Source organism: Flavobacterium sp. GSP6 (assembly GCF_003984855.1).
Classification (GTDB): domain Bacteria; phylum Bacteroidota; class Bacteroidia; order Flavobacteriales; family Flavobacteriaceae; genus Flavobacterium.
Window position 1 is genome coordinate 1 of the sequence record NZ_RYDO01000002.1, and the last position, 26,183, is coordinate 26,183.

Genomic DNA, 26,183 nt, shown 5'->3' on the forward strand with positions numbered 1-26,183 from the left:
ATGAGCCCGACACAATATCGGGCTCATTATTATCAAAATTAATTATAAATTTGTCTAAACTTTTGGGTGCAGTCTATAAAAAGGCAGCCTTTTTTGTATAAAAAACTGCTCCATAAATGAAGCAGTTTTTAACTACAATTACAACTAAATATTAAATTTTACCGTCTTTGATTTCCTCCACAATTTCAGGATTTAACAAGGTTGAGGTATCGCCAAAATTAGAATAATCCCCTTCGGCAATCTTACGCAAAATTCTGCGCATGATTTTTCCGGAACGGGTTTTTGGCAAACCGGAAACAAACTGGATTTTGTCTAATTTGGCAATGGGTCCTATGTGATCGGATATGTGTTGGTTGATTTCTTTACTCAGGTTTTCTCTGTCGCGATATTCTCCGGTTTCTTTTAGAATTACAAAACCATACAACGCATTTCCTTTGATATCATGCGGGAAACCTACAATGGCTGATTCCGCAACAGCAGGATGTTCATTGATGGCATCTTCAATAGGGGCAGTCCCCAGATTGTGTCCGGAAACAATTACTACATCATCTACACGTCCAGTGATTCTGTAATACCCAACCTCGTCACGCAAAGCGCCGTCGCCAGTGAAATATTTACCTGGAAAGGTAGAAAAATAGGTTTCTTTATACCGTTGATGATCGCCCCAAATTGTTCTTGCAATTCCTGGCCAAGGAAATTTAATACACAAACTTCCGGTAACCTGATTCCCTTCTATTTCATTTCGTTTTTCATCCATCAAAACGGGTTGGATTCCCGGTAAAGGTAATGAAGCATAAGTAGGTTTTGTCGGGGTTACAAAGGCAATTGGTGAGATCATAATTCCTCCGGTTTCCGTTTGCCACCACGTATCTACCACAGGACATTTTTTATCGCCTACGTGGTTGTTGTACCAGTGCCATGCTTCCTCATTGATGGGTTCTCCTACAGATCCAATTACTTTCAAAGAGGTCAACTGGTAGCGTTGCACGTATTCGATGCTTTCTTTTGCTAAAGCTCTAATCGCTGTTGGCGCCGTGTAAAACTGGGTAACTTTGTGTTTTTCGATGGTTTGCCAAAAGCGACTGAAATCAGGATAAGACGGAACGCCTTCGAAAATTACGGTCGTAGCTCCGTTCAATAACGGGCCGTAAAGAATATAGGAATGTCCGGTAATCCAACCAATATCAGCGGTACACCAGAAAATATCATTGTCTTCATAATTAAAAACGTTCTTGAACGTATATGCGGAATACACCATATAACCGGCTGTAGTGTGAACCATTCCTTTTGGTTTACCTGTTGAACCGGAAGTATAAAGGATGAACAAAGGATCTTCGGCATCCATGATTTCAGCCACATTGTTATTCGAAGCTTGGTCTAAAAGTGGTTGCAGCCATTGGTCACGACCTTCTTTCATGTGGATAGTGGAGTTGATTCTTTTAGCTACTAAAACGTTCTCTACACAAGGGCAATTCAATAAGGCTTCGTCAACGATACTTTTTAAATCGATGGTTTTATTCCCGCGATACCCACCATCTGAAGTGATGACCATTTTACATTCGCTGTCATTGATTCTTGCGGCAACTGCCGAGGCGGAAAATCCTGCAAAAACAACCGAATGGATTGCTCCAATTCTGGCGCAGGCCAGAGTGGTAATCGCTAATTCAGGAATCATTGGTAAATAAATACAAACCCGATCTCCTTTTTGTATGCCTTGCTCCTTTAAGACATTCGCCATTTTGCAAACACGCTCGTATAACTCATTATATGAAATATGCAATGCCTCTTCATTTGGGTCATTCGGTTCAAAAATGATAGCTGTTTTATCTCCTTTTTTAGCAAGATGCCTGTCGATACAGTTTTTTACAATGTTTACTTTGGCATTGGTAAACCATTTTATTTCGGCGTCAGCCATATTGAAATCAACTACTTTATCCCATTGCTGGTACCAAGTAAAATTCTCTGAGGCCACTTTGTCCCAGAATTTTCCCGGTTCACGAATTGATTTTTTGTAATGTTTAAAGTACTCTTCTAGATTATTAATTTTATAGTAACTCATGATTATTGATATATTTTATATGTTGTTAATTCCTATTTTATACTTTTTTAATGCGGTGATAATTTCTTCCACAATCGATTCGTCGTCAATGGTCGACGGAATTTGGAATTCGGCACCATCTGCAATCCTGCGCAGTAGTTTTCGAAGGGTTTTTCCCGAGCGCGTTTTTGGTAAGCGCGTTACAATAACTACATTTCGTAAAGAAGTGACCGCTCCAATTTGCTGGCGAATCAATTTAATAATTTCTTGCTCCAATTGATAATGCTCTATTGCAATATCTAATTTCGTTACGACCAATGCCAACGGAATTTGTCCTTTCAAATCATCTTGAATTCCAATGACCGCACACTCTGCAACGAATCGGTGGGAAGCAACAACTTCTTCCATTTCAGCTGTAGATAAGCGGTGTCCTGCTACATTGATAACATCATCCGTTCTTCCGGTGATGAAAATATAACCGTCCTCATCTTTATAACCACCATCACCAGATAGATAATAGCCATCAAATTTGCTGAAATAACTGGCTTTAAAACGGGCTTCGTTTTCCCAGATACCCAACATATTTCCCGGAGGCAAAGGTAATTTTATGACAACCAAGCCTTCTTCATTGGCGCTTAATTCGTCACCGTTTTCATTGAAAATCCGAATATCATATCCGCAAACTGCTTTTGTGGCAGAACCGAATTTCACTGGCATTTTTTCAATGCCGAGAGAATTGGCAATCATTGGCCAGCCTGATTCTGTTTGCCACCAATGGTCAATTACAGGAATAGGAATGTGTTGTTGATACCATTCTAAAGTGGCATTATCACAACGTTCGCCCGCCAAAAATTGATTTTTGAGACAACTTAAATCATATTGTTTGATGAATGTTCCATCAGGATCTTCTTTTTTGATAGCTCTGATGGCGGTAGGAGCCGTAAACATAGTGCCCACTTTATGCTCTGAAATTATTCTCCAAAACGTACTCGCATCGGGAGTTTTAATCGGTTTGCCTTCAAAAATTATGGTAGTATTTCGATTTAATAACGGAGCGTAAAGGATGTAGCTATGACCTACTGCCCAACCCATATCTGATGCGGCCCAAAAAGTCTCGCCTTCTTTGACATTATAGATGTATTTCATAGAAAATTTCAATGCCACAGCATATCCACCAGTATCTCTTACAATTCCTTTTGGCTTTCCCGTCGTTCCCGAAGTATACAAAATATAAAGCGGATGATTTGAATTTACAGGAACACAAGGAGTTTCTTCTGAGCCATAAACCAAGGCATCATAATCTACATCATATTTCTTAAACGGAATTCGGGCGCCTAATTTTCTGTTGAAAACGATTACTTTTTTTGGTCGGTGTGAAGCGAGTTCAATAGCTTGATCGACCAAAGGTTTGTACGCAATCAAACGATCCACTTCAATTCCCGAAGAAGCGGTAATAATGGCCCGGGGTTTGCAATCATCGATTCTGATGGCCAATTCATGTGGTGCAAAACCTCCAAAAACAACGGAATGGATTACGCCAATTCTTGCGCAAGCCAACATGGCAAAAGCTGTTTGTGGAATCATGGGCATGTAAATTATTGCGGTGTCGCCTTTTTTTAATCCCAGTGATTGCATGCCTCCTGCGAGTTTTGCAACTTCGGTTTTTACTTCCGAAAAAGTGTATTTTTTTACGGTTTGTGTTACCGGAGAGTCATAAATAAAAGCGACCTGGTCCCCACAGCCATCCTGAATGTGTTTGTCTAACGCCAGGTAACAAATGTTCAATTCGCCATCTTTGTACCAAAGCGGATAGCCATTTTCGTCTTTTGACAAAATTGTCTCCGGTTTGTTGTACCACTCAATTGCATCAGCTTGTTCAGCCCAGAATTTTTCTGGCTGCTCAATGCTTTCCTCATAAATTTCCTTGTATGTCATTGTGTTGAATTTGTTTCTTATTGAATTAATTCATGAACTTGGTCGACTAACTTTTTGATTGAAAAAGGCTTGACTACATATAAATTAGCGCCTAATGAAAGGCCTTTTTCAATGTCCTTTTCCTTGTTTTTTGCCGAAAGGAAAATGACTTTGCAATGCTGCAACCGTTCGTCTTTTTTTATTTGCTCTAATGTGGCATACCCGTCCACCATAGGCATCATGACATCAAGAATAATGACATCCGGAAGTTTATTTTTTAAAATATCCAATGCTTCCTGACCGTCGCGCGCAATGAAAACTTCAAAATTGTTCTTTTTGAAAGTGTACTCTAATGACATTACAATATTTGGTTCGTCATCTACAATTAAAATTTTTTTCATTTTTAATTATTTTCTGTTGTATTATAATTGGGTAATGTAAATACGAATGTGGCGCCTTCAGCGGTATCGTCTTCGGCCCAAATTTTACCTTTGTGATGTTCTATTATTTGTTTGCATATGGCTAAACCCAAGCCGCTTCCTATTGGTTTTTTTACGTTTTGGTTTCGAGATTGATAAAATTTATCAAAAATAGCTTGAAAATCTTCTTTCTTAATTGCCTTGCCGTTGTTGTGTATTTTGACTTCAATATTGTCTTTGTTTTCATGAATGGAAATCACTATTTTCCCGTTTGTCTCAGCGCAGAATTTTATCGCATTGGATACTAAATTGTGAATCACCTGAATGATTCGTTCCTCGTCATAAAAGGCTTTGATCTCTCTTGATTCCTCCTGAAATTCAACATTTATGTTTTTGTTTTTTAGGAGTTGCTGGAGGGAATTCAATGTTTTTTTGATTGTTTTTGAAATGTTGTTTTTAGAGAGGTAAATTTTTTGTTTTCCGGTTTCAAATTTTTCTAAATCCAGAATTTTATCAATTAAACGATTCAAACGATCGGACTCAGAAATGATATTTTGCAAAAACTGTTTTCTCAACTCCTCCGGAATGTCGTCATCATCATGAAGGATTTCGCTTGCCGCACGAATTGCGGTTATTGGCGTTCTCAATTCGTGGGTAACAGTGTCAAGAAATTCATCTTTTTGAATGTCTTTGTTTATTAATTCCAAATTGGCATTTTTGAGTTGTTCGGATATTTTTTTTAATTCATTTGAGGTGTCTGTCAGCTTTTTGTTGATGATGATGTTTTCTTTGGATTCTTCTAAAATTCGCAACACTTCTGGCAGACTGATTTTATCTTCTTTGACCACGCTTGATATTAATATTTTGGCGGAAGCCGTACCAATGTGTCCCGTCAATAAATTCTCAGCAAATTTTATAAATCGGGCATCGGCGGTGGTGATGTCTTTGTCTATGTTGTATTTCAAATTGAAAATGGTCAGTGCACGTTTTGTTCTTTCTTCCCCTAGAAATCGCTGCAATACTTTTTGAATGTCGGAGATATAGGCCGTTCCTTTCCAAATAAAAGCATTTTCATGATTGGTAATGTATTTGTCGATGTCTACAAACATTTCGGCATAATTGCGTTCCCTGTAATTCCCTTTAAAACTAACGGAAATGGCCAGATAACTCATCAAATTGATTAATAAACTCCAAAAAACGGCATGTGGTATAGGTTCTAAATAATCCAGTCCGAAAAGCTGAAATGGTTTTAGAAGTTCAATTCCCCAAGGGCCTTCTTGAATGAATAAGCTTGTTGATTCGGTTATCCCAATGGCGTAAGGAACTAGAAGGGTATAAAAACAGGTTATAAATCCAAATAAAATCCCTGTTATAGCACCATTTTTTGATCCTCTTTTCCAGAATATGGCACCAAAAAAAGAAGGAGCCAATTGCGCGATTACTACAAAGGCGACAAGTCCTATGGAAACCAAAGAGTAGTCCAGAATAAAAATTCGATAGATAGCATACGCCAGGATAATGAGAGAAAAAATGCCTATTTTCCGACTGATCAAGATGCGTTTGTTGTTTTTTTTCTGGGAATCATTCTCGAGTGAACCTATAAAGCCATAAGGGATTAATAGGTTGTTACTAAGCATAGTGGCGAGCGCAATTGAGGAAACGATTATCATTGAGATCGCTGCCGAAAATCCGCCCAGAAAGACTAAAACCATTACGGTGTTGTTGTTGAAATATTGTGGGATTAACAATGAATAGGTATCGGAATTGAGTCCTTGCCCCTCAAATAAGATGTTTCCTCCCCAAGCAATTGGGAAAACAAAAAGATTAAAAAGCAACAGATAGAGTGGAAAAAGCCAAATGGCTGTTCGAATGTGGCTTTCTTTATTGTTTTCTACGATGGCGGTGTGAAACTGTCTTGGCAATAAAAAAATGGCAAACATAGACAACACACAAAGGAAAAACCAGTTGATTCCGTTTGTAATCCCGCCAATGGTATTTTTTTTGTCAAAATTTTCAAGGACACTCGCTTTTTGATAAATATCATCAAACCCATCAAAAACAAAGAAGGTTACGTAAATGCCAATCATTAAAAAGAAAACTAATTTTAGGATTGATTCCATGGCTACGGCAGTTACAATACCACGTCTTTTTTCGGAAGCATCCACGTAGCGTGTTCCATAATAAGAGGCAAATAATGCCAAAGCAAGACACACATATGTAGTTGTATCCGTAAAGATGTTGTCGCTTGATTGTGTTTTGCTGACAATATGAAAGGTATCTGAAATTGATTTTAGTTGTAGTGAAATATAAGGAAGTATCCCAATAACACAAACCATGGTGACTAATGCTCCAAGAAATCTACTGTTTCCGTATCGTAAAGAAATAAAATCTGCTATACTGGAGATTTTATTTACTCTCGAAATTCGGATAATTCTCTTTAGGATGATCATCCACGTTGGTATAATAATAATAGGGCCTAAATAAATAGGTAAATAGGCTAGTCCTGTTTCTGCTGCGACTCCTATACTGCCATAATAGGTCCAAGCAGTACAATATACTGCCAATGAAAAAGAATAGACATACGGATTGTTAGTCCATTTAGAATGTCTTCTTTTTTCAGACCAATGCGCTATGTAAAATAAAATGGAGACATAAAGCGCTAAAATCAGTAAAACCCCTACGCTATTCATAATATCTTTTTATGATTAAGTAGGTTATAGCGATTGAAAATAGCCATGCCGAAAAAATGTAGAGGTAAATTAGGGGTAAACCAAAAATAGGTTTAGAACTGTCAAATAATAGCAAAAGCGGAATATTCAATGCTAATAAGATTAACACTGAGAGTATAACCAGCTTTTGTTCATGTCTTTTTTTCATTGTAAAAAAATAAACAATCTCTGCAAAAAAATGCAGAGATTGTTTTTAAGGAATGCATTTAATTAATCGTTTTTTTCATCGTAATCTCCCATTAAGGAGAAGTACCCAAAGGCTCCCAATCCTAAAACAATTAGTGGGGTGAGTATGAATAGGATGATAATCCCGAATACTAAATCCTCTTGTTTACCGGACATAAATTTGGGCAATCCGAAAGTGAAGATGCAAAAATAGGCTGCAGCAGCTGCTAATGCAATCCAAACTAATCCTAAAATTCTTTTTATTTGATTCATAGCTGTGTTTTTTAAATGTGAGCGTTTTTGTCTTTATTTTTAATGTAAACCATTCCAATTACAAAGCTGATAGCAGCAATAACAATTGGATACCAAAGTCCTTCGAGGTAAAATTCCGGATTCCCGCCCTCTTTTGCATTTATAACAAAATAGGTTGAAATGGCAGGAAGCAGTCCTCCAAAAATTCCATTTCCTACGTGGTATGGTAACGACATAGACGTATATCTAATTTTTACAGGGAACATCTCTACAAGGAAAGCCGCAATTGGACCATATACCATTGTAACAAATATGACCTGAACGAAGACTAGAAATATTAACGACCATTCGTCAGCAGTGGAGATCTTAATAGTTGTTTTGGTGTCTACTTTTGCTTTGCCATCTACAATTACTGCCGTTCCGTTTTCTAAATGTACGGTTTTTATTTCTTGAAAAGTAGTTCCATCCGCATACTCTTTATTGGTGGTGTAAATAGAGTCCATGGTTTGCTTCTTGTTCTCTTTCAGCTCCGCGATTAGCGTTGTTTTTTCTACCATTTCCGTTTTATTGGCTATCGAGGTAGTTTCGTACATACTTTTATAAATAGGTCGGTATAATATGATGGCTAGCAACATCCCGCCCATCATGATGTATTTTCGGCCTACTTTATCACTTAACCAACCAAAAAGGATGAAAAACGGAGTACCAAGCATTAATGCAATTCCCAGTAAAGTGTCAACTTGTGACGAATCAATAGCCATTACTGTTTTCATGAAATTCATGGCATAGAATTGACCGGTGTACCAAACGACCCCTTGACCCATAGTAGCTCCAAATAAAGCTAATAAGACAAATTTCAAATTGTAACGATTTCCAAAACTCTCTTTCAATGGATTGGTACTGGTTTTTCCTTCCGCTTTTGCTTTAGCAAAAACAGGAGATTCATCCATATTTTTTCTAATTAAATAGGAAACGCCAACCATGATGATAGATACCCAGAACGGAACTCTCCATCCCCATTCGTCAAATTGCTCTGGCGTAAGGATATTTCTAGTGGCTAAAATCACCATCAAAGAGATGAATAAACCCACCGTTGCAGTAGTTTGAATCCACGAAGTCCAGTAGCCTCTTTGTCCTACAGGGGCATGTTCCGCTACGTATGTCGCAGCTCCGCCATATTCACCACCCAAAGCAAGACCTTGAAGCAAACGTAGAATTAATACTAATAAAGGAGCCATAAAACCAATGGTTTCATAACTCGGAATACAACCAATCAGGAACGTGGCTCCACCCATCAAAAGTAAGGTGACCATGAAGGTGTATTTTCGGCCAATTAAATCGCCTAATCTTCCAAAGAAAAGGGCTCCAAATGGTCTAACTACAAACCCTGCGGCAAATGTTGCCAAAGTAGATAAGAAAGCAGCTGTTGGATTATCCGAAGGGAAAAATTTAGTTGAAATTACAACTGCTAAACTTCCAAAGATGTAAAAGTCATACCATTCGATCATGGTACCCATTGAGGATGCGGAAATAACTTTCCAAATTCCTTTTGTTGATTTTTCTTTCATGTATTGTTATTTTTAAAATTGATTATAGATAAATTTGAAGTTGTACTATGAAGTCTCCTAATGATCCTGAGCGGTTTGTAAGAGAGGTGTATACGGGTCTAGTTGAATATTGTGCCGTTATTTTGGCATGGTGTCCATCTAGGAAAAAGTTAGATCCTACATCAAACTGTGTGCTTGATTGTTCCAAAGCATCAAAGTTTTTATAGGTAACAGCACCAAAAGGCTGGATACGAATTTTAGGTTTCGCTTCTTTACATGGCAATAAAACACCAGCTTGTGTGTACCAAATATTTCCAGATCCCATCGTTGGCTGTGCATTTCCAGCTCCTGCTATAGCTCTACTCCCTGTGAAATTTGGATCTACTGAGCCAATATTCATAATCCCAACATTACGCAAATAATTAGGACCAAAATCATAATCATATAGTACACTGTAAGCTGTAACGGCCATTTTGTTTTCTTTTTTTCCAATAGGCATATCAAGAAAAACATCGGCAGAGAAAAGTTTGATGTCATGTTTGTTGATAGTGCTGTTTACAGAAGTTTTTGTGGCATCAGGCGCAGTGTAAAAACCAGCGCCAATGTTGAATACTTTTTTAGTTCCTAAATAGCTACCTACTTTAAAAGGCAATACATTAGCTTCTTGATCTAAAAATTGATACTCAAAATAACCCGCTTTAGACCATTTTGTATTTCCACTGTTATCTACAGCTACGGCATTCGATGCATTCGAGGTATTTGTAGGTGTTAAATTCGTAGCATACGGTTTATTATAACTCATTCTGTATTCTAACTTACCGTATTTTCCTTTAGCGAATAAACCTACTTGTCTGGCAAACTGATCGGAGTTCTCTATTAAAGGCCAGTTAAAAACAGGGGCGTCTATGGTTAAGAAGTTTAGCGTTGAAGCCATCGTAAGTCTAGACAATCCCATGTAGTAGTGCAATCCAGCACCGAGGGTGAAACTAAATTTCTTATCTTTTTCTGGCAATACAACTGCATATTCATTCCATGCGTCATGAAAGAATAAACCCGGTTTTTTTCCGGCACCGTAGCCACCAGTACCTGAGGATCCTGCTGCACCACCGTTAATAAAAGTTTGGTTGTTGATTCCAAAATGGGTTAAGATCATGTATCTTTTGGATACTTGTGCATAAGCTAGAAAACGCAAACGTCGATTACCAATGTCGGTTGCAGTTGAAGTTGCTTCGCCACCAATCATTGTTCCTGGATTCATCTGAGAGGAACGCATCCAGATCTGGTTCCATGCAATTACACGCATGAATTTGGAACCGTCTTCGTTCAGGTTAAATTTCAATCCAGCGCCATAGTCAGTAGAGCCTTGTGAAAAACTTTTTAGCGACAATAATAATAGTACCGCTATAAAAAATATTTTTTTCATAAATAAAATTTTGGTTATTAAATGGTTGGTTAATAAAGTGCCAAATTGAGTTATTTAATTCTAGAAAAAAATTTTGATATATTTTTATGTAAAGAGATATAGTTAGTCCTTGAATCGTTCCCATTTTATGAGCATAAATTTGTCTCCTAGTTCTGTAATGATCATGCCTGCCCCGGATAACAATTGTTTGTTTTTGAGGTATTCTACCAGTTCTAAGTGACTAAAAATCTTATAAGTAGGGTGGTAGTTTGCGTGCGAAGGTTTTTTGATGTTAAAGGACTTTACCCAATTGCTGATCGTAACATGTGAAACGCCAAGAATACGCTCTATTTCTCGAAAACTGAGTCCTTCCAGATACAGCTGTAAAGCCTTGGTAACATAGTAATCATCAATCTTTTTTCCTATTTTGTTAACCGTGAAAAAATACTTGCATTTTTTGCATAAATACCTTTGTTTACTGTTGATTATGCCGCTTTTTATAATCTGATTGTTTTGGCATTTAGGACAGCTTAAAATCTCCATATATATAAATTTTGCATAAATATAGTAATTTAGCAACAATTTAAAAATGAATTGTGTAAAAAAAATGGATTTATTTTGCACACTATCTGTTTTTATTGGGGAATGCTTTAATTATAAGTAGATAAATGCAGTTTTATATAAAATGGTTTTTAGAAAATAGAAATTAAATAGGTGTTGAAAATTAAATAGGGTTTGCCTCTTTGTAGTGCCTTTTTTTAGACAAAAATATCTTTGGTAGTAAATAAAAAGCGCTATTCTATCTGAAGAATAGCGCTTTTTATTGGTATTGAAATTGGTTCTAAAGTGAGGAGTCTTCACCAACACCAGAAGGAATTCGGATGTTTTCTACAATTTCCTGAACTTCCTGCGGTGGTTCCGGTGTAAAACTATTGATAATAAAAGCAACAATGAAATTGGCTAGCATAGCGATTGTACCAAAACCTTCTGGAGAAATGCCAAAGCGCCCGCAGCTACCAAAGTAATAACCCAATCCGGTAAATTGGCAATTTCCGGATTTGCCAATACCATAATGTCATTGTCATTTTTTAGTTCACTTCCCTTTAATCCTTTTGCTTCAGCAGTGGCTATAAAAGCCGGATCCTTGCTGTGCAAACCAAAATCCCAGTGGAAATCCGCCCAGTTTTATGGTGTTTAATTATTCTGCAAATAGTATTCCTGCTCCAAAAGAAGCGATAAGCCAGATCGCTAGTAAAATAAAGAGGTATCGTATATTTTCCTTCCAATAGGCGCTTGCGTTTTCTGGTGTTGTCATACTGTTTTTTTTAATAGATTAATTTATAAATAGATCATGGCTTGCAATGTAATGGTATTGATGGTGTTGAACGTAGCATATTTCAGAGATTGAAATTCTAACGTTAATTTTGAATTATGGCCGCTGAAATAAGCATTGGCGCCAATTCCAAATTGATTTGCAGAATCGTCTAAAACATCAATTTGACGATTGTCATAAGATACATACGGCTGGATACGGGTTTTAGATTCTCCCGGAATAACATACCCTACATGACCGTGAACTAGAGAGCCAGTTTCGTATGTAGTTCCTAATCTAAAATTTTCGCCATAATCTGTTTTTTGAAACATACCATAAGCGGTTATGGCACCTCCTTTAGTGCCAACTGGGACATCGTAAAAAGCATCCAGAGCAAAAATGTTTACATTTTCACCACTTATATTTCCCGAAGCATCCGCTACGACTGCACCATTAGGATGGGAAAAAAATCCGGCTCCAATATTAAATACTCTTTGTGTTCCTAAATAGGATCCTACTTTATAGGGCAAAACATTGCTTTCGGTATCAAAAAGGCTGTATTCAAAATAACCAGCAAAGGTTTTTCCGGCAGCTTTTGAACCCAATAACCTTCTGCCGGTATAGGTGGCGGCTCCATCATTAGTAGGCACAACTAATTGTTCTAAATTATTATTTGAGGCTTCATTCACAGAAACGCGATACTGTAACTTTCCAACGGTTCCTTTTGCATAAACCCCAATATGTCTGGCAAATTGATCCGATAAACCCAGCGTAGCCCAGCCTTGACGCGTATTGTCTAAGGTCATTAAGTTCAAAGTTCCTTGGTTGTTCATTCTGGAGATTCCGTTCCAATAATGCAGCCCTGCTCCCACGGCATTATTTGCGCCCACACTGTACTGTGCCCATGCATCATGAAGAAAAAATTGTGGGCCATCACCAAGTCCGGTTGGCGTCATTGAATTAGCATTTAAACTATTCAATCCAACATGGGTGACTATCAGAAAGTCTTTATTAATTTGTGCTAACAATAATACTCTGGATCTCCTAACGCTAAAATCGAGATCGCCTTGTTGGTTTCCATTGGCATCTAAAGGGCGATCCGAATTGTATTGGGACCAAATTTGAGCCCAAGAAATCACCCTTAGATATTTTGTTCCTTCGTCATTTAAATCGAATTTCATCCCAGCCCCATAATCTGGAGAACCTTGTGAAAAACCTTTTAAAGAGAAGAGCAATACGAAAGCTATCAAATACGTTTTTTTCATAATAAATTAGAATTTAAGGCGTTAAAAAATATTCTTGCAACAATGCTAAAGTCCAATTTTATATTTAGTATAAAAATATATGGTATATATATAAGTTAAATACTATAGTTTTTATTTAAATTAAAGCCTGAATGCACCGGAATAGATAAGTATGTTTGTGGTTGATACATGCCTGACAAGAACAAAAATGGATTGGTTTTTGACGAAGCGTATTCAATTAAAATTCTAAAAATCAATGTTTTAAATTATTTTTATTTGTAATTATATTTTTTTTCAGGAATTTAACCGCTATTGGTTCAGCGGGAACAACACGATTCTTGCCTTGTTTTAAAATCAATACGATTTCTTAAATTAGGAATGCTTTTGTTGTATTAAAAAAGAGTAATAAGGGAAATGCAGTGGTTGTTTTATAAATATTTCTCAAATAAAATTTATTAGTATCTTTCTGTTTTTTGTATTGCTTACAGAGCTTAAGCTATGTGTAACTATTTTTTTTAAAGAAGAAAAGGTTCGTGTGTATATAAATTTTGCATAACTATAGTAAATTTGCAATTATCCAAAAAACGAATTATGTAAAAAATAACATATATTTTTATATTATTCTGTTTTATATTCAGTTAATTATCTTAATAAACGACGATATAATAGATTTTTTGCTTAATAATCACATATTGACTGTATCTTGAATTATTTTTATTTTTTAACTAAAACGATAAAACGACTAGGATTTTAATATAATTTTTGTCTTTTTGTATAAATCTAATTTATTTATCATAAATAAAAAACTGCTTTTGAAGAGGCAAATCGGATGCATCCTTTGATAGGAATCTATTCGAAACGAATACTGCCAGTTTTATAAAAGGCAATTGATGAAAATGAGTTAAAAATGATGCGCTTTATTGCAACTGTACAACGCCAATTGATTCCGATTCCGAATGAAAAAAGACAGGTGTTTAAAAATATAAATGCTGTTGCCGAGTTGAACGAATTGAATACCAATTTATCCCAGTTAAAATGAAAAATTCCAATACACCAAAATTGACAATCGTAGGGGCAGGTCCCGGAGATGTAGAGTTAATTACTTTGAAAGCGATCAAAGCATTAGAAAGTGCCGCCGTTGTTTTGTATGATGCCCTTGTAAATGAAGAATTGTTGCAATATGCGTCGAATGCCGAAATTATTTTTGTGGGGAAACGTTTTGGTTGTCACGCCTACAGTCAAGATCAAATTAATGAATTGATTGTATCGATGGCAAAACGTTTTGGTCATGTCGTCCGGTTGAAAGGCGGCGATCCATTTGTTTTTGGAAGAGGAAGCGAAGAGATTGAATATGCTGAAAAATTTGATTTGGAAACCGCAATTGTTCCCGGAATTTCATCGGCTTTAGGTGTCCCGGCGTCTAACGGAATCAGTTTGACACAGCGAAAAATTGCCGAAAGTTTTTGGGTAATCACCGGAACTACTTCGAATCATAAATTATCTAAAGATGTGGCTTTGGCATCGCAATCCGCGGCAACGGTGGTTATTTTGATGGGAATGAATAAATTAGACGAAATTATTTCGATTTATCAAAACAACAGAACCGATGATTTACCGGTTGCCATCATTCAGAACGGAACAAAAGACTCGGAGAAAAAAGTGGTGGGAACCATCAATTCTATTGTGAAATTGGTTCAAGAACACCAACTTTCGTCACCTGCAATTATTGTCATTGGAGAAGTGGTACGTAATGCTTCAAAACTAACGGCTTATTTTCAAAAGAAGAATGTTGAAGATGTACCTGTTTCTGATAAAGAAATAGTTGAAAACAGTACTTTTACGGGGAATAAAAATAGGTTGTAGTATAAATATCATAAAGTAACCGAGTCGAAGGTCTTAAAGTCGAAAGTCATAAAGTCCGTTGTCGATAGCGATTGTCTTTAATGATTGTCTTAAACATTTTAAAGTACAAAAATAATTAAAAAGTAGTTCGTAGTTTCTATAATTAGTCGTTATCAGATTTAACCTGAAACTTTAAACATTTAAAAAAAAATGGTTGATATCACACATAAAATAAGTACGCTTCGTACAGCAACCGCAAAGGCCACAGTAATTGTGAGTCTTCAAGCCACAATTGACGCCGTTATAAATAATCTGGTTCCCAAAGGAAACGTACTGGAAATGGCTAAAACGGCTGGTTTATTTGCCGTGAAAAACACGCATTTATCCATTCCGGATTGTCATCCTATTCCAATTGAATTTACATCGGTGGAATATGAAATTAACGAATTACGCATTGATATTATTTTCAACGTGAAAACGGTTTACAAAACCGGAGTTGAGGTAGAGGCGATGCACGGTGCTTCGATTGTGGCGCTTACGATGTATGACATGCTGAAACCAATTGACAAAAATATCGAGATTTCAACCATTAAATTAATCAGTAAGGAAGGCGGAAAATCGTCTTTCAAAAATAGATTTCCATCCGCAATTAAAGCGGCGGTTTTCGTTTGTTCCGATTCTATTTTTGCGGGAGATAAACAAGATCGTTCCGGAAAAATAATCGTTGAAAAATTGGAAATTAGCGGTGTAGAAACGACGCATTACGAAATCATACCGGATGAAATTGATGTGATTCAGGAGCGGACTAAAGCTTTTGCCAAAGAAAATCAATTAATCATTTTTACAGGAGGAACCGGGCTTTCGCCAAGAGATGTTACCCCGCAAGCACTGGAACCTTTATTAGAAACCCGAATTCCGGGAATCGAGGAAGCCATACGCAGTTATGGGCAACAACGCATGCCGTATTCCATGCTTTCCAGAACAGTCGCGGGAACTTTAGGGAATTCGTTGGTATTGGCTTTGCCAGGTTCAACCAATGGCGCAAAGGAATCTATGGATGCGATATTTCCTCATGTGCTGCATGTTTTTCATATTTTGAAAGGCAATAATCATGATATCAAATAAGGCTGTTTTATCGAATGATTTTGGATGTAAACACCACTATTTACGTATTTCTCTAATTGAGAAATGCAATTTGCGTTGCACCTATTGCATGCCGGTCGATGGAATTGTAGTACCTCCAAAAGCGAGCCTGATGACGACTGACGAAATTCAAGCAATCGCCCAAATATTCGTCAATAATGGTGTTGACAAAATAAGATTGACCGATTTCGATTCGGTTTATAGAATTCATGCCTTTTGGAGGAAATGAGTGGGACAAGAGCAAAATGGTTGCTCAAAAGGAGATTCTGGATCAGGTGTTACATCATTTCCGGCAATCCGATGTAGAGAAATTAGAAGACGATAAAAACTTCACTGCCAGAGAATTCAAAACACGAAACTATTTGGGAAGTTTTGGAATTATCAGTTCGATAGCCAATCCTTTTTGTTACAGTTGCAACAGAATTCGCCTTACGGCCAATGGGCAACTAAAAAACTGTCTGTTCTCTAACTCCGAAACAGATTTACTGACGCCTTTCAGAAATGGCGAAGCGATAGAAAACTTGATTGCTTTTGCCATTAAAAACAATAACCCCTTAACTTAATGACATTGCCCGCTCGTGCCCATAATCAAATTCTTCAATCAGTTGAATTCCTCGAGGCTTTACCCCGGGGTTAGAGAGGAAAGTTAGCAAGTCCACTATCGTTGCGCTCACATATCCGAGTCATCAGGTATATCTCCGGATTTCTATGTTTTTTAGTGAAGTTTCTATAAAGCAGAAAGAAATTTTGCAATTTCAATAATACTCTTTTCCTCTTTCAAAGAAAAGGTATTCTTTTTTAAGTAAACTGCAATTTCCTCTTTTTTCATTGGGAACAAGTCTTGAAGCTCTTTCTTGTTCTTTGGCATTGGTCTTGCTGTTTTATTTTCTAAACTTAGATAATACTCTGCATTTGTTTTAACAAATTTTGCGGGTTTAGCTTGCTGATAGCTTGTTCTGGCCTCTGTTGCTTTTTGGAGTATAATTTTATCTCTTCGGTACAAGGCGAAATAGCTTGTACCATGTAATTCAGATAGGTACCCATAAACGTCGCCTTCTTTATTTGTGTAATTTAAAAGTTTTAATTTATTTTGGTTAGAAACCATAGTGATGGTATTATATGGAGCTTTTTTTGTGAGCGAAAAGAATTGGTCACCCTCACTTTGAATCTCTAGAGTGTCTGTGACGGCATTGTATCGCACCATTAATTTTTTTGGAACATCAGAAACTTCCGCTAATTGAAAGTCTTTATTGAGGTACTGCGTGCCTTCTGTTTTTGCTAAAACAGGATTGTTTAAATCAGTGCTTCGATATAATACACCAGTTGAGTATGGGTCAATTTTATCAAGATATCCTTGAGAATAGCTATTTAAAACAATGCAGAACAGGAATAAGACGTTAACGGTTATTTTTTTCATTTTAGTTAGATTTAGGTATCCAAGCATTAATTTTATTTTCTAATATCGCTAAAGGCATTACACCGGATTCCAATACTTTTTCATGGAATTTTTTAATATCGAATTTAGCACCCATTTTTGTTTCGGCTTTTTTACGTAATTCTAGAATCTTCAACTGACCAATTTTATAGGATAAAGCCTGTCCAGGGATGGCCATATACCGCTCTATTTCTGGAATAATACTAGCTTCACTTTCGGCCTCATTTGCTAATGAATATTGGATGGCTTGCGCTCTAGTCCAGCCTTTGGAGTGCAGTCCAGTGTCAACTACTAGTCGCACTGCGCGGTGCATTTCATTGCCCAGCATTCCAAAGTATTGATATGGATCTTGATACAATCCCAGTTCTTTTCCTAAGCTTTCCGTGTACAAAGCCCAACCCTCACCATAAGCGCCAAACCAATTGAATTTTCTGAAGTCAGGAAGATTTTCGTTTTCCTGCTGCAAGGATATTTGGAAATGGTGTCCAGGAACGGCTTCATGCAAAAACAAATCTTCATCGCCGTACATATTATAATTCGCTACATCAGGTATCGGAACATAGAAAATGCCTGGGCGCGAACCATCAGCAGTTCCTTGATTGTACTCGGCGCTAGCCGTTTTTTCTCTAAAGGCTTCTGTTCTTCTGATTTCAAACTTCGTCTTGGGTTGGAGTGCGAATAATTTATCTACATTCGGTTTGATACGGGTATAAATGCTTTGAAAATTGGCTATAACCTCTTCTGGTTTTGTAAATGGTTTTAATTCTTTTTTGTTTCTAACCACTTCAAAGAATTCTAATAAAGTGCCTTTGAAACCTACTTGCGTTTTTACCTTTTCCATTTCGGCGTTCAATCGTGCAACTTCTTTTAATCCCAGTTCGTGAATTTGTTCGGGAGTCATATCAGTAGTGGTCCATTGTTTTACATACGTGGCATATAGCTCTTTTCCAAAAGGCAAACTTCCTATTCCGCTGGTAGCTCTGGAAGCAGGAAGATATTCTTTATTCAGGAAATCGGCCATTTTCTTGTATTGCGGAATCAATTTGTTGTTGATGGTTGCGGTATATTTTGCGGTTAACTCGTTTTTGATTCTGTCAGGAAAAGTAGTAGGCAGGAGTATTATAGAAGAATAAAACAAATTGTCTTCGATTTTAGGTGTAGCCATTTCTGCAAATTGTGGAATCAGTTTTACCGTTAATGATTTTGGTAAAACAACCCCTTTTGCCATTCCTTTTTTCATATACACCATTGCTGAATCGATCCAGACAGCATATTTGTCCATTCTTTTTAGGAAATTGGTATAATCTTGTTCTGTCTTAAATGGTTGTGCACCGGTTCCTCCCGCAAATTGTCCCATGGTTAGATGTGTTCCCCAAAATTGATGTACCGGCAACAAATTTGTCGGTTGTTTTAATAAATCTTTCCCGATTTCAACTTCCCATTTGATGATTTCGTAACTGTTTTTTTCCTCTTCGGATAAGTCTTCAATAGCAAATCCTTTTAAGGCAGTTTGGTATTTGTTAAAGAAAGCTTCTTGTGATTTTCTAAAACTGTCCGTCATTTCAAACTGCAGTTGGTCGTTGTATTGGTTTTGACCACTTTGGGTCGCATCCAGAGGATTCATAGCATTTTTGTCGTCAAAATAATTTTCTGTCAAACTGCTAAAGTCTTGTTTTTTTTCTTCCGATTTACAATTAAGTAGCAATAATGAAGTGGTTACGGAAAGTAAAAGAGTGGTTATTTTTTTCATAATTATATTTGGTAATAGATTGAGCTAATTTATTGTTTTTTTTTCAAATTCAAATATAAGAATAGTTTTTCGTTTGTAAAAACATCTTTATTTGTCATAAAATTTAGTTAACGCGCCATCGTACAGTTTGTTTTTAGTAGATTTCTGCTAAATTTACTTTTTTAATTAATCACACCTAAATGAGAAAAAAATCCTTTTTTATTTTGTTAGTTATCGGAAATATGCTAACAATTGAAGCACAAGAAAAACAAGAGAACACTAGTATGAATCCATTTTTTCAGGCTTACGACACGCCGTTTAATGTGCCGCCTTTCGATAAAATTAAAAACGAACATTTTAAGCCCGCGATTTTAGAGGGAATTAGTACCCATCAAGCGGAGGTTAATGCTGTTGCAAATAATACGCAACCCGCTACTTTTGAGAATACTATTCTTGCCATGGAAAATGCAGGGGAATTATTATCGAATGTGAATACGGTTTTTTCTAATCTGAATTCGGCGAATACCAATAAAGAGATTCAGAATATTGCCAAAGAAATGGCACCAAATCTTTCCGCGCACAGAGATAATATTTACCTGAACGAGAAATTATTCGCAAAAGTAAAAACGCTTTGGGACAAAAAAGAAACTTTGGGACTGAATTTAGAACAGGCTAAAATTTTGGATAATGCGTACAAAGATTTCGTTCGTAGTGGAGCCAATTTATCAAATGCTGACAAGGAAATATTGCGTAAAATAAACGGAGATCTTTCGCTGACCAGTTTAAAGTATGGACAGAATATTTTGGCGGAGACTAATTCATACGAGTTGGTTGTTGATGCCAAAAAAGATTTGTCCGGATTGCCACAAGGATTAATTGATGCTGCAGCTGTTGATGCCAAAGCAAAAGGCAAAGAAGGAAAATGGGTTTTTACCCTTTCTAATTCCAGTGTGATGCCATTTCTGCAATACAGTTCTAATCGAGAATTGCGCAAGCAAATTTGGAATGCCTACCAGACTAGAGGTAATCAAGATAATGAATTTGACAATAAAAAGAATGCAATAGCATTAGCAAATCTTCGTGGGCAAAAAGCACGATTATTAGGGTATAAATCACATTCCAATTATGTCTTGGAAGAATCAATGGCTAAAACTCCCGAAAATGTGAATAAGCTATTGAATGATTTGTGGAAACCAGCTTTGAAAATTGCTAAAACGGAAGCTGCCGATATTCAGAAAATGATGGCTAAAGAAGGAATTAAAGGTGCCGTACAGCCGTATGACTGGAGGTATTACACGGAGAAAATCAGAAAAGAACGTTTTGATTTAGACGAAGAAGAATTAAAGCCGTATTTCAGTTTAGAAAATGTTAGAAAAGGCGTTTTTCAAGTAACCGAAAAGCTATACGGGCTTCAGTTTAAAGTATTGACGGATGTTCCAAAATACCATGAAGATGTTACAGTTTGGGAAGTGACTGAGAAAGACGGAACCCATTTGGGTGTTTTATACATGGACTTTCATCCGCGTGAATCCAAACGAGGCGGTGCATGGATGACCTCGTACAGAACTCAAAAAACGGTTGACGGAAAACGCGTGGCTCCAGTAGTTTCTATTGTTTGTAATTTTACTAAACCATCAGCGAATGCCCCAGCACTTTTGACATTTGATGAGGTTACGACTTTCTTTCACGAGTTTGGACATTCTTTACACGGAATGCTGTCTAATGTGACCTATAAAAGTTTAGCAGGAACAAGTGTTCCAAGAGATTTTGTAGAACTTCCTTCTCAAATTATGGAGAATTGGGCAGCTGAACCAGAGGTCTTAAAAATGTATGCAAAGCATTATAAAACTGGGGAAGTGATTCCAGAAACATTGGTGAATAAATTAAAAAAAGCAGGGACTTTTGACCAAGGTTTTACTACAACAGAATATCTAGCAGCTTCTTTATTGGATTTAGAATACCATTCTCAAACCAAAGACATTACCGTTGATGCAAACGCTTTCGAAAAAGCAGCAATGACAAAAATTGGTTTGATTGCATCTATTATTCCAAGATACAGAAGTACGTATTTCAGTCATATATTTTCTGGAGGATATTCTTCCGGATATTACAGTTATATATGGTCAGGAGTTTTAGATACGGATGCTTTTGAAGCGTTCAAAACAACTACTTTGTTCAATCCTGAAAAAGCCAAATTATTCCGTGAGAATGTTTTGGAAAAAGGAGGGACAGAAGATCCGATGGTTTTGTACAAACGTTTCCGCGGTGCGGAGCCAAGTATTGAACCGCTGTTGAGAAAACGTGGTTTGGACAAAAAAGAAGAAGTATTTAAAAAGATAAAAGGATAAAATAATTTTGTTCTAAAGCAAAAACCCTACAATACAAATAATGTGTTGTAGGGTTTTTTATTGTCCTTCAAAAAAGGCTTATCCGTGATACACTCTGGAAGCAATTATTTTACCTTCTCTGATATCTAATACTTCTGCTACCAGTAAATCTTCTTCACCGGCTACCGTTCGTATGTATTCCATAAAAACGCGGTCACCATTTGCGGTAAGCGATTTTACATTGTAATTCAAACTCGGCAAACGTTCAAAAGTATCTTTCCACCATTCTCGCAAGGCTTCTTTGCCGGTGACAAAACCGTTGCTTTCGGGTTTGAATATTTTTAGTTTTGGACTAAAATGCACAGCATCGTCATCATACAAAGACAATAGTTTTTCTAATTCTTTATTGTTGAAAGTTTCAAACCATTTAAAAGCTATAGATTGTAATTTTTCTGGCATCATACTAATTTTAATTTGCATTTTTAATTAAAAAAATCCCGTTTTGCTACGCAAAAGGGATTTAATTTTATAATTTCAAAGAAATATTAAACGTTCTTCAAATTGATAATTTCTTGTTCAGTAAGCAATCTCCAGTTTCCTCTTGGTAAATTCTTTTTAGTCAAACCAGCAAAAGCAACTCTGTCAATACGCAACACATCATAACTGAAATGTTCAAAAATATTACGAACCACTTTCACGTTAGCGGATCTCAACTGTAATCCAATTTCACTTTTCGCTTCTCCGTCAATGTAGCTTACATCTTCCACAAAAACACGGTGTCCGTCAAGAGTCAGTCCTTTGTTTATTTTTTCTAAATCCTCAAATTTCAAGTTTTTATCTAATGAAACTTGGTAGATTTTAGATGATTTTTGACTTGGTAACGTAAATTTACGAATCATATCCGTATCATTCGTAAACAATAGTAAACCAGTTGTATTCTTGTCCATTCTCCCAATAGCGCCAATTTTTGCTGTTGTAGAGCCTTTTACTAGTTCCAGTACATTACGATATTCCTGACCTTCGTCCATCGCAGTAGTAAAGTTTTTTGGTTTGTTCAATAAGATGTATACTTTTTTCTCCGGTGTCAAAGTGGCTCCGTCAAAATTTACTACGTCTCCCGGTTTTACCATATATCCCATTTCGATAACGGGAATTCCATTTACTTTTACAGTTCCGGATTGAATGTAAATATCCGCATCACGACGCGAGCATGCCCCAGAATTGGCGATGTATTTATTCAAACGGATTTCGTCTTTTACCTTTGGTCTTTTAGGAGCTTGATTTGGTTTTTTTTCTACTTTATCCGTATCGACAGCTACAACTTTAGTATTTATTTTAACTTTTTTTGGCCCTTGTGCCCGTTTTTGCATCGCAGGTTTTGGCTTGTTAGAACTTGGTCTTGAACTATTTGTTCTAGCACCACTTCCTTTATTGTTGCCTTGCTTATTATTCATAATATTCCTTAATTTGCGCAAAGATAGTATTTATATAATTGAGAATCAATAGATGGCAATTATAAAAAAGGTAACTGGCTTGTTAATAAGCGAATTAAAAAAAAATTAAATTCGCTTTTTAGAGCTGGCTCTCGATTTCTACTGTTCCCCCTTTTCTTTTTAAAACAAAAAAAATCTAGTCATCTTGCTATTTTCATAAGTTGTTTTTGTTCGTTTTATCAGGAATGAAATAGTGAAATACTGCCGCAATAAAGCGCTAATTGTACTATTAGATGCAATCTTTCTGGGATATTTCAAGCAGTTATTAATGCGCTTCCAGCCAGTCTTTGCCAGTACCAAGATCTACTTCTAGTGGAACATTTAACTTGAAAGCATGTTCCATTTCATATTTTATCATCGGTTTGATTTTTTCGAGTTCATCATTATGCACATCAAACACAAGCTCATCATGAACCTGTAGCAACATTTTACTTTTCCAATTTTCAGAGGTTAGTTTTCCGTGAATATTAATCATTGCAATTTTGATGATATCAGCAGCACTGCCTTGAATTGGTGCGTTTACCGCATTTCGTTCTGCGCCACCTCGAACAATGGCGTTTTGAGAATTAATATCTTTCAAATAACGACGACGGCCCAGGATGGTTTGCACATAGCCGTTCTCTCTTGCAAAATCTATTTGTTCCTGAATATAAGACTTTAATCTTGGATAGGTTTGGTAATACGCTTCAATCAAATCAGCACTCTCTTTACGAGATAAGTTAGTTTGATTGCTCAATCCAAAAGCCGAAACACCATATATAATTCCGAAATTGACCGTTTTGGCATGACTTCGTTGCTCGCGAGTCACTTCTTCCAGCGGAACATTAAAGACTTTTGAAGCAGTAGATTTGTGAATGTCTTCGTGATTCTGAAAGGCTTTGATCATGTTTTCTTCACCGCTTAATGCAGCAATTACCCGCAATTCTATTTGGGAATAATCTGCAGAAACCAATGTGTAATTTTCATCTCGTGCCACAAATGCTTTCCGGATTTGTCGGCCACGTTCGGTTCGAATCGGGATGTTTTGTAAGTTGGGATTATTCGAACTCAATCGTCCTGTTGCCGCAACGGTTTGCATATAATCGGTGTGTATGCGGTTCGTGATTTTGTCAACTTGGTTGGGTAAAGCATCAACATACGTGTTTTGCAGCTTTATCAATTGTCGCCAATCCAGAATGTCTTTTACAATTGGGTTTTCAGCGGCTAAATAGCTTAAGATTTCCTCTCCGGTTGCGTATTGACCGGTTTTGGTTTTCTTTTGTTTGGCTCCTCCAATTTTCAATTTGTCAAATAATACATCGCCCAGTTGTTTTGGGGAAGCGAGATTGAATTTTTCACCGGCAGTTTCATAAATATTTGCTTCCAGTATCTTTATATCATCATCCAAGGTTTTCGACAGGGATTTCAAGAAATCGACATCTACGCGGATTCCTTCTTTTTCCATAGCGGCCAAAACAGGTACCAATGGAATTTCGATTTCCTCAAAAAGTTTTTTGGTGCCGGTTTTGTCTAATTCTAAAGTGAATATTTCCTTGAGTTGCAAAGTTACATCAGCGTCTTCAACCGCATATTCTTTGATTTCTTCCAGTTCAACGTCGCGCATTGATTTCTGGTTTTTCCCTTTTTTTCCAATTAAAGTTTCAATAGATTGCGGGGAATATTTTAAATATGTTTCTGCCAAAATATCCATATTATGACGCATATCCGGATTGATTAGATAATGTGCAATCATGGTATCGAATAGTTTTCCTTTTACGGTAACCTTGTAATTAGAGAGTATCTTTAAATCGTATTTTAAATTCTGACCAATTTTCTCGATGTTTTCATTTTCGAAAAAAGGAATAAATTTCTCGATTAAAACTTGTGCTTCCTCTTGATTTTCCGGAAAAGGAACATAGAATCCTTTTCCTTTTTCGAAAGAAAACGAAATCCCCACTAATTCGGCATGCAAAGCATCTAGACCAGTTGTTTCGGTGTCAAAACATACTGAAGCTTGTTTTTGTAAATTTTGCAACAGCAACTTCAGCCCTAAATCCCCTTGGATTATCTGATACGAATGTTCTGTATTTGCTAATGAACTATAATATTGATGGCGTGTTTCTTCTGATGAATCTTCCTGAATGGCACTTCCAAAAAGATCAAACTGTTCTTCAGTTTTAGGTTGTGTTTTTTTATATAATTTAGTTTCATCAACCGGGTTATTGGCTGTCGCAGTCGCTCCTTTTTTGAATATAGCGTCAAACTGCTCTGCCATTCGGCGGAATTCTAACTCGTTGAACAGTGCGTCTGTTTTTTCGACATCAGGAGTGGATAATTCATAGTCCGTTTCATCAAAAATAACGGGACAATCCAGTAAAATTGTGGCTAAGGTTTTAGATAATAATCCTTTTTCCTTGTTCGCCTCAATGTTCTCTTTCATTTTTCCTTTCAGCTTATCCGTATTAGCTAAAAGATTTTCCATGGTTCCAAATTCTTTTAGAAACTTCTTTGCAGTGACTTCGCCTACCCCGGGAAGTCCTGGAATATTATCCGCTGCATCACCCATCATTCCAAGGAAATCGATTACCTGATCCGGGCGTTCAATTTCAAATTTTGCCAAAACCTCAGGAATTCCCCAGATCTCTATTCCATTCCCCATTCGGGCAGGTTTGTACATAAATATGTTTTCAGAAACAAGTTGTGCAAAATCCTTATCCGGGGTGACCATAAAAACTTTATAATTTTGTTTTTCGGCTTGTTTGGCAATGGTCCCAATTAGGTCATCAGCCTCATAGCCTTTGACTTCTATTATAGGAATATGCATGGCTTTCAGTAAATCTTGGATATAAGGAATAGCAATTTTTATGGCTTCCGGAGTAGCATCACGATGGGCTTTGTATTCCGGGAAGATGTCATTTCTCAACTGGCTGCCACCATTGTCAAAAGCAACGGCTAAATGATCTGGTTTTTCTCTTTTTATAACATCCATCAATGAATTCATAAAACCCATAATGGCGGATGTATCCATTCCTTTAGAATTGATCCGTGGATTTTTTATAAAAGCATAATAGCCTCTGAAGATTAAGGCATAGGCATCAAGAAGAAACAGGCGTTTTTGTTGTGACATGAATTGTAATTTTTGTAAAGTTTTCAAAAGTACAAAACTTGTCAGATAAAGGCATGAAATATTTCTTCAAATCAATTTCACTATGT

Annotated in this window: 22 protein-coding genes and 1 pseudogene; 6 read left to right on the forward strand and 17 right to left on the reverse strand. The window is 36.7% G+C overall.

Annotated features, from left to right (window positions below; all coding sequences use genetic code 11):
* Positions 1-151 precede the first annotated feature (151 nt).
* The 12 genes and pseudogenes from acs to EKM03_RS02030 all read right to left on the reverse strand — a co-directional run bounded on the left by acs (position 152) and on the right by EKM03_RS02030 (position 13,043).
* The gene (acs, locus tag EKM03_RS01975) at positions 152-2,059 is read right to left on the reverse strand and encodes an acetate--CoA ligase (RefSeq protein WP_126458363.1); all 1,908 of its coding nucleotides are present in this window, start codon (positions 2,057-2,059) and stop codon (positions 152-154) included.
* 15 nt (positions 2,060-2,074) lie between these two features.
* The gene (locus tag EKM03_RS01980) at positions 2,075-3,973 is read right to left on the reverse strand and encodes an AMP-binding protein (RefSeq protein WP_126739803.1); all 1,899 of its coding nucleotides are present in this window, start codon (positions 3,971-3,973) and stop codon (positions 2,075-2,077) included.
* 17 nt (positions 3,974-3,990) lie between these two features.
* Entirely contained in the window at positions 3,991-4,353 is a 363-nt protein-coding gene (locus tag EKM03_RS01985; RefSeq protein WP_126453872.1) for a response regulator transcription factor, read from the reverse strand.
* A 2-nt stretch (positions 4,354-4,355) separates the two neighbouring features.
* The gene (locus EKM03_RS01990) at positions 4,356-7,061 is read right to left on the reverse strand and encodes an ATP-binding protein (RefSeq protein WP_126515120.1); all 2,706 of its coding nucleotides are present in this window, start codon (positions 7,059-7,061) and stop codon (positions 4,356-4,358) included.
* A 249-nt stretch (positions 7,062-7,310) separates the two neighbouring features.
* Positions 7,311-7,538, reverse strand: coding sequence for a DUF6814 family protein (locus EKM03_RS02000; RefSeq protein ID WP_126453866.1), 228 nt, complete (start codon positions 7,536-7,538; stop codon positions 7,311-7,313).
* An 11-nt stretch (positions 7,539-7,549) separates the two neighbouring features.
* Complete coding sequence (locus tag EKM03_RS02005) at positions 7,550-9,085, reverse strand: MFS transporter (RefSeq protein WP_126458370.1); 1,536 nt, start codon at positions 9,083-9,085, stop codon at positions 7,550-7,552.
* A gap of 22 nt (positions 9,086-9,107) precedes the next feature.
* Positions 9,108-10,487, reverse strand: coding sequence for a porin (locus EKM03_RS02010; RefSeq protein ID WP_126458373.1), 1,380 nt, complete (start codon positions 10,485-10,487; stop codon positions 9,108-9,110).
* 102 nt (positions 10,488-10,589) lie between these two features.
* A complete protein-coding gene (locus EKM03_RS02015; RefSeq protein WP_126453860.1) occupies positions 10,590-11,009 on the reverse strand; it encodes a helix-turn-helix domain-containing protein in 420 nt (139 codons plus the stop codon).
* A 298-nt stretch (positions 11,010-11,307) separates the two neighbouring features.
* Complete coding sequence (locus EKM03_RS15355) at positions 11,308-11,433, reverse strand: hypothetical protein (RefSeq protein WP_255416366.1); 126 nt, start codon at positions 11,431-11,433, stop codon at positions 11,308-11,310.
* On the reverse strand, positions 11,427-11,621 hold the full coding sequence (locus EKM03_RS15065; RefSeq protein ID WP_199741551.1) for a hypothetical protein: 195 nt from the start codon (positions 11,619-11,621) through the stop codon (positions 11,427-11,429). Before EKM03_RS15065 ends, EKM03_RS15355 begins: the two co-directional genes overlap by 7 nt.
* Positions 11,605-11,781, reverse strand: a pseudogene (locus EKM03_RS02025) (DUF4212 domain-containing protein); the annotation flags it as partial. The pseudogene EKM03_RS02025 and the gene EKM03_RS15065, both read right to left, overlap by 17 nt.
* A gap of 23 nt (positions 11,782-11,804) precedes the next feature.
* Positions 11,805-13,043, reverse strand: a complete 1,239-nt coding sequence (locus EKM03_RS02030) for a hypothetical protein (RefSeq protein ID WP_126739804.1) — start codon at positions 13,041-13,043, stop codon at positions 11,805-11,807.
* Positions 13,044-13,929: 886 nt separating this feature from the next.
* Here EKM03_RS02030 and EKM03_RS15360 point away from each other — a divergent pair.
* The 5 genes from EKM03_RS15360 to EKM03_RS15160 all read left to right on the forward strand — a co-directional run bounded on the left by EKM03_RS15360 (position 13,930) and on the right by EKM03_RS15160 (position 16,570).
* A complete protein-coding gene (locus tag EKM03_RS15360; protein WP_255416219.1) occupies positions 13,930-14,061 on the forward strand; it encodes a hypothetical protein in 132 nt (43 codons plus the stop codon).
* Positions 14,058-14,885 (forward strand): uroporphyrinogen-III C-methyltransferase, encoded by an 828-nt coding sequence (gene cobA, locus EKM03_RS02035; protein WP_126739805.1) that lies wholly within the window; start codon positions 14,058-14,060, stop codon positions 14,883-14,885. The genes EKM03_RS15360 and cobA overlap by 4 nt, the downstream gene beginning before the upstream one ends.
* Before the next feature lie 189 nt (positions 14,886-15,074).
* Positions 15,075-15,989, forward strand: a complete 915-nt coding sequence (gene moaCB / locus EKM03_RS02040) for a bifunctional molybdenum cofactor biosynthesis protein MoaC/MoaB (RefSeq protein ID WP_126458380.1) — start codon at positions 15,075-15,077, stop codon at positions 15,987-15,989.
* Entirely contained in the window at positions 15,976-16,236 is a 261-nt protein-coding gene (locus EKM03_RS15155; protein WP_233584045.1) for a hypothetical protein, read from the forward strand. Before moaCB ends, EKM03_RS15155 begins: the two co-directional genes overlap by 14 nt.
* Positions 16,217-16,570 carry a hypothetical protein gene (locus tag EKM03_RS15160; protein WP_233584046.1) on the forward strand — a complete coding sequence of 118 codons (354 nt, stop codon included), beginning with the start codon at positions 16,217-16,219 and terminating at the stop codon, positions 16,568-16,570. The genes EKM03_RS15155 and EKM03_RS15160 overlap by 20 nt, the downstream gene beginning before the upstream one ends.
* A gap of 164 nt (positions 16,571-16,734) precedes the next feature.
* Here the strand turns inward: EKM03_RS15160 and EKM03_RS02050 are convergent, their stop codons facing one another.
* On the reverse strand, positions 16,735-17,424 hold the full coding sequence (locus EKM03_RS02050; RefSeq protein WP_126739806.1) for a hypothetical protein: 690 nt from the start codon (positions 17,422-17,424) through the stop codon (positions 16,735-16,737).
* A 1-nt stretch (position 17,425) separates the two neighbouring features.
* Complete coding sequence (locus tag EKM03_RS02055) at positions 17,426-19,192, reverse strand: DUF885 family protein (protein WP_126561231.1); 1,767 nt, start codon at positions 19,190-19,192, stop codon at positions 17,426-17,428.
* A gap of 179 nt (positions 19,193-19,371) precedes the next feature.
* Here EKM03_RS02055 and EKM03_RS02060 point away from each other — a divergent pair, with 179 nt between their 5' ends.
* Complete coding sequence (locus EKM03_RS02060) at positions 19,372-21,519, forward strand: M3 family metallopeptidase (RefSeq protein WP_126739807.1); 2,148 nt, start codon at positions 19,372-19,374, stop codon at positions 21,517-21,519.
* Between the two features lie 78 nt (positions 21,520-21,597).
* Here EKM03_RS02060 and EKM03_RS02065 read toward each other — a convergent pair whose 3' ends face one another.
* From EKM03_RS02065 to polA, 3 genes are all read right to left on the reverse strand, one after another.
* The gene (locus EKM03_RS02065; RefSeq protein ID WP_231507426.1) at positions 21,598-21,978 is read right to left on the reverse strand and encodes a nuclear transport factor 2 family protein; all 381 of its coding nucleotides are present in this window, start codon (positions 21,976-21,978) and stop codon (positions 21,598-21,600) included.
* A 65-nt stretch (positions 21,979-22,043) separates the two neighbouring features.
* On the reverse strand, positions 22,044-22,952 hold the full coding sequence (locus EKM03_RS02070; RefSeq protein WP_126458390.1) for a pseudouridine synthase: 909 nt from the start codon (positions 22,950-22,952) through the stop codon (positions 22,044-22,046).
* Between the two features lie 304 nt (positions 22,953-23,256).
* Positions 23,257-26,097: a DNA polymerase I gene (polA, locus tag EKM03_RS02075; RefSeq protein ID WP_126576924.1), complete on the reverse strand. Its 2,841-nt coding sequence runs from the start codon at positions 26,095-26,097 to the stop codon at positions 23,257-23,259.
* Positions 26,098-26,183 lie beyond the last annotated feature (86 nt).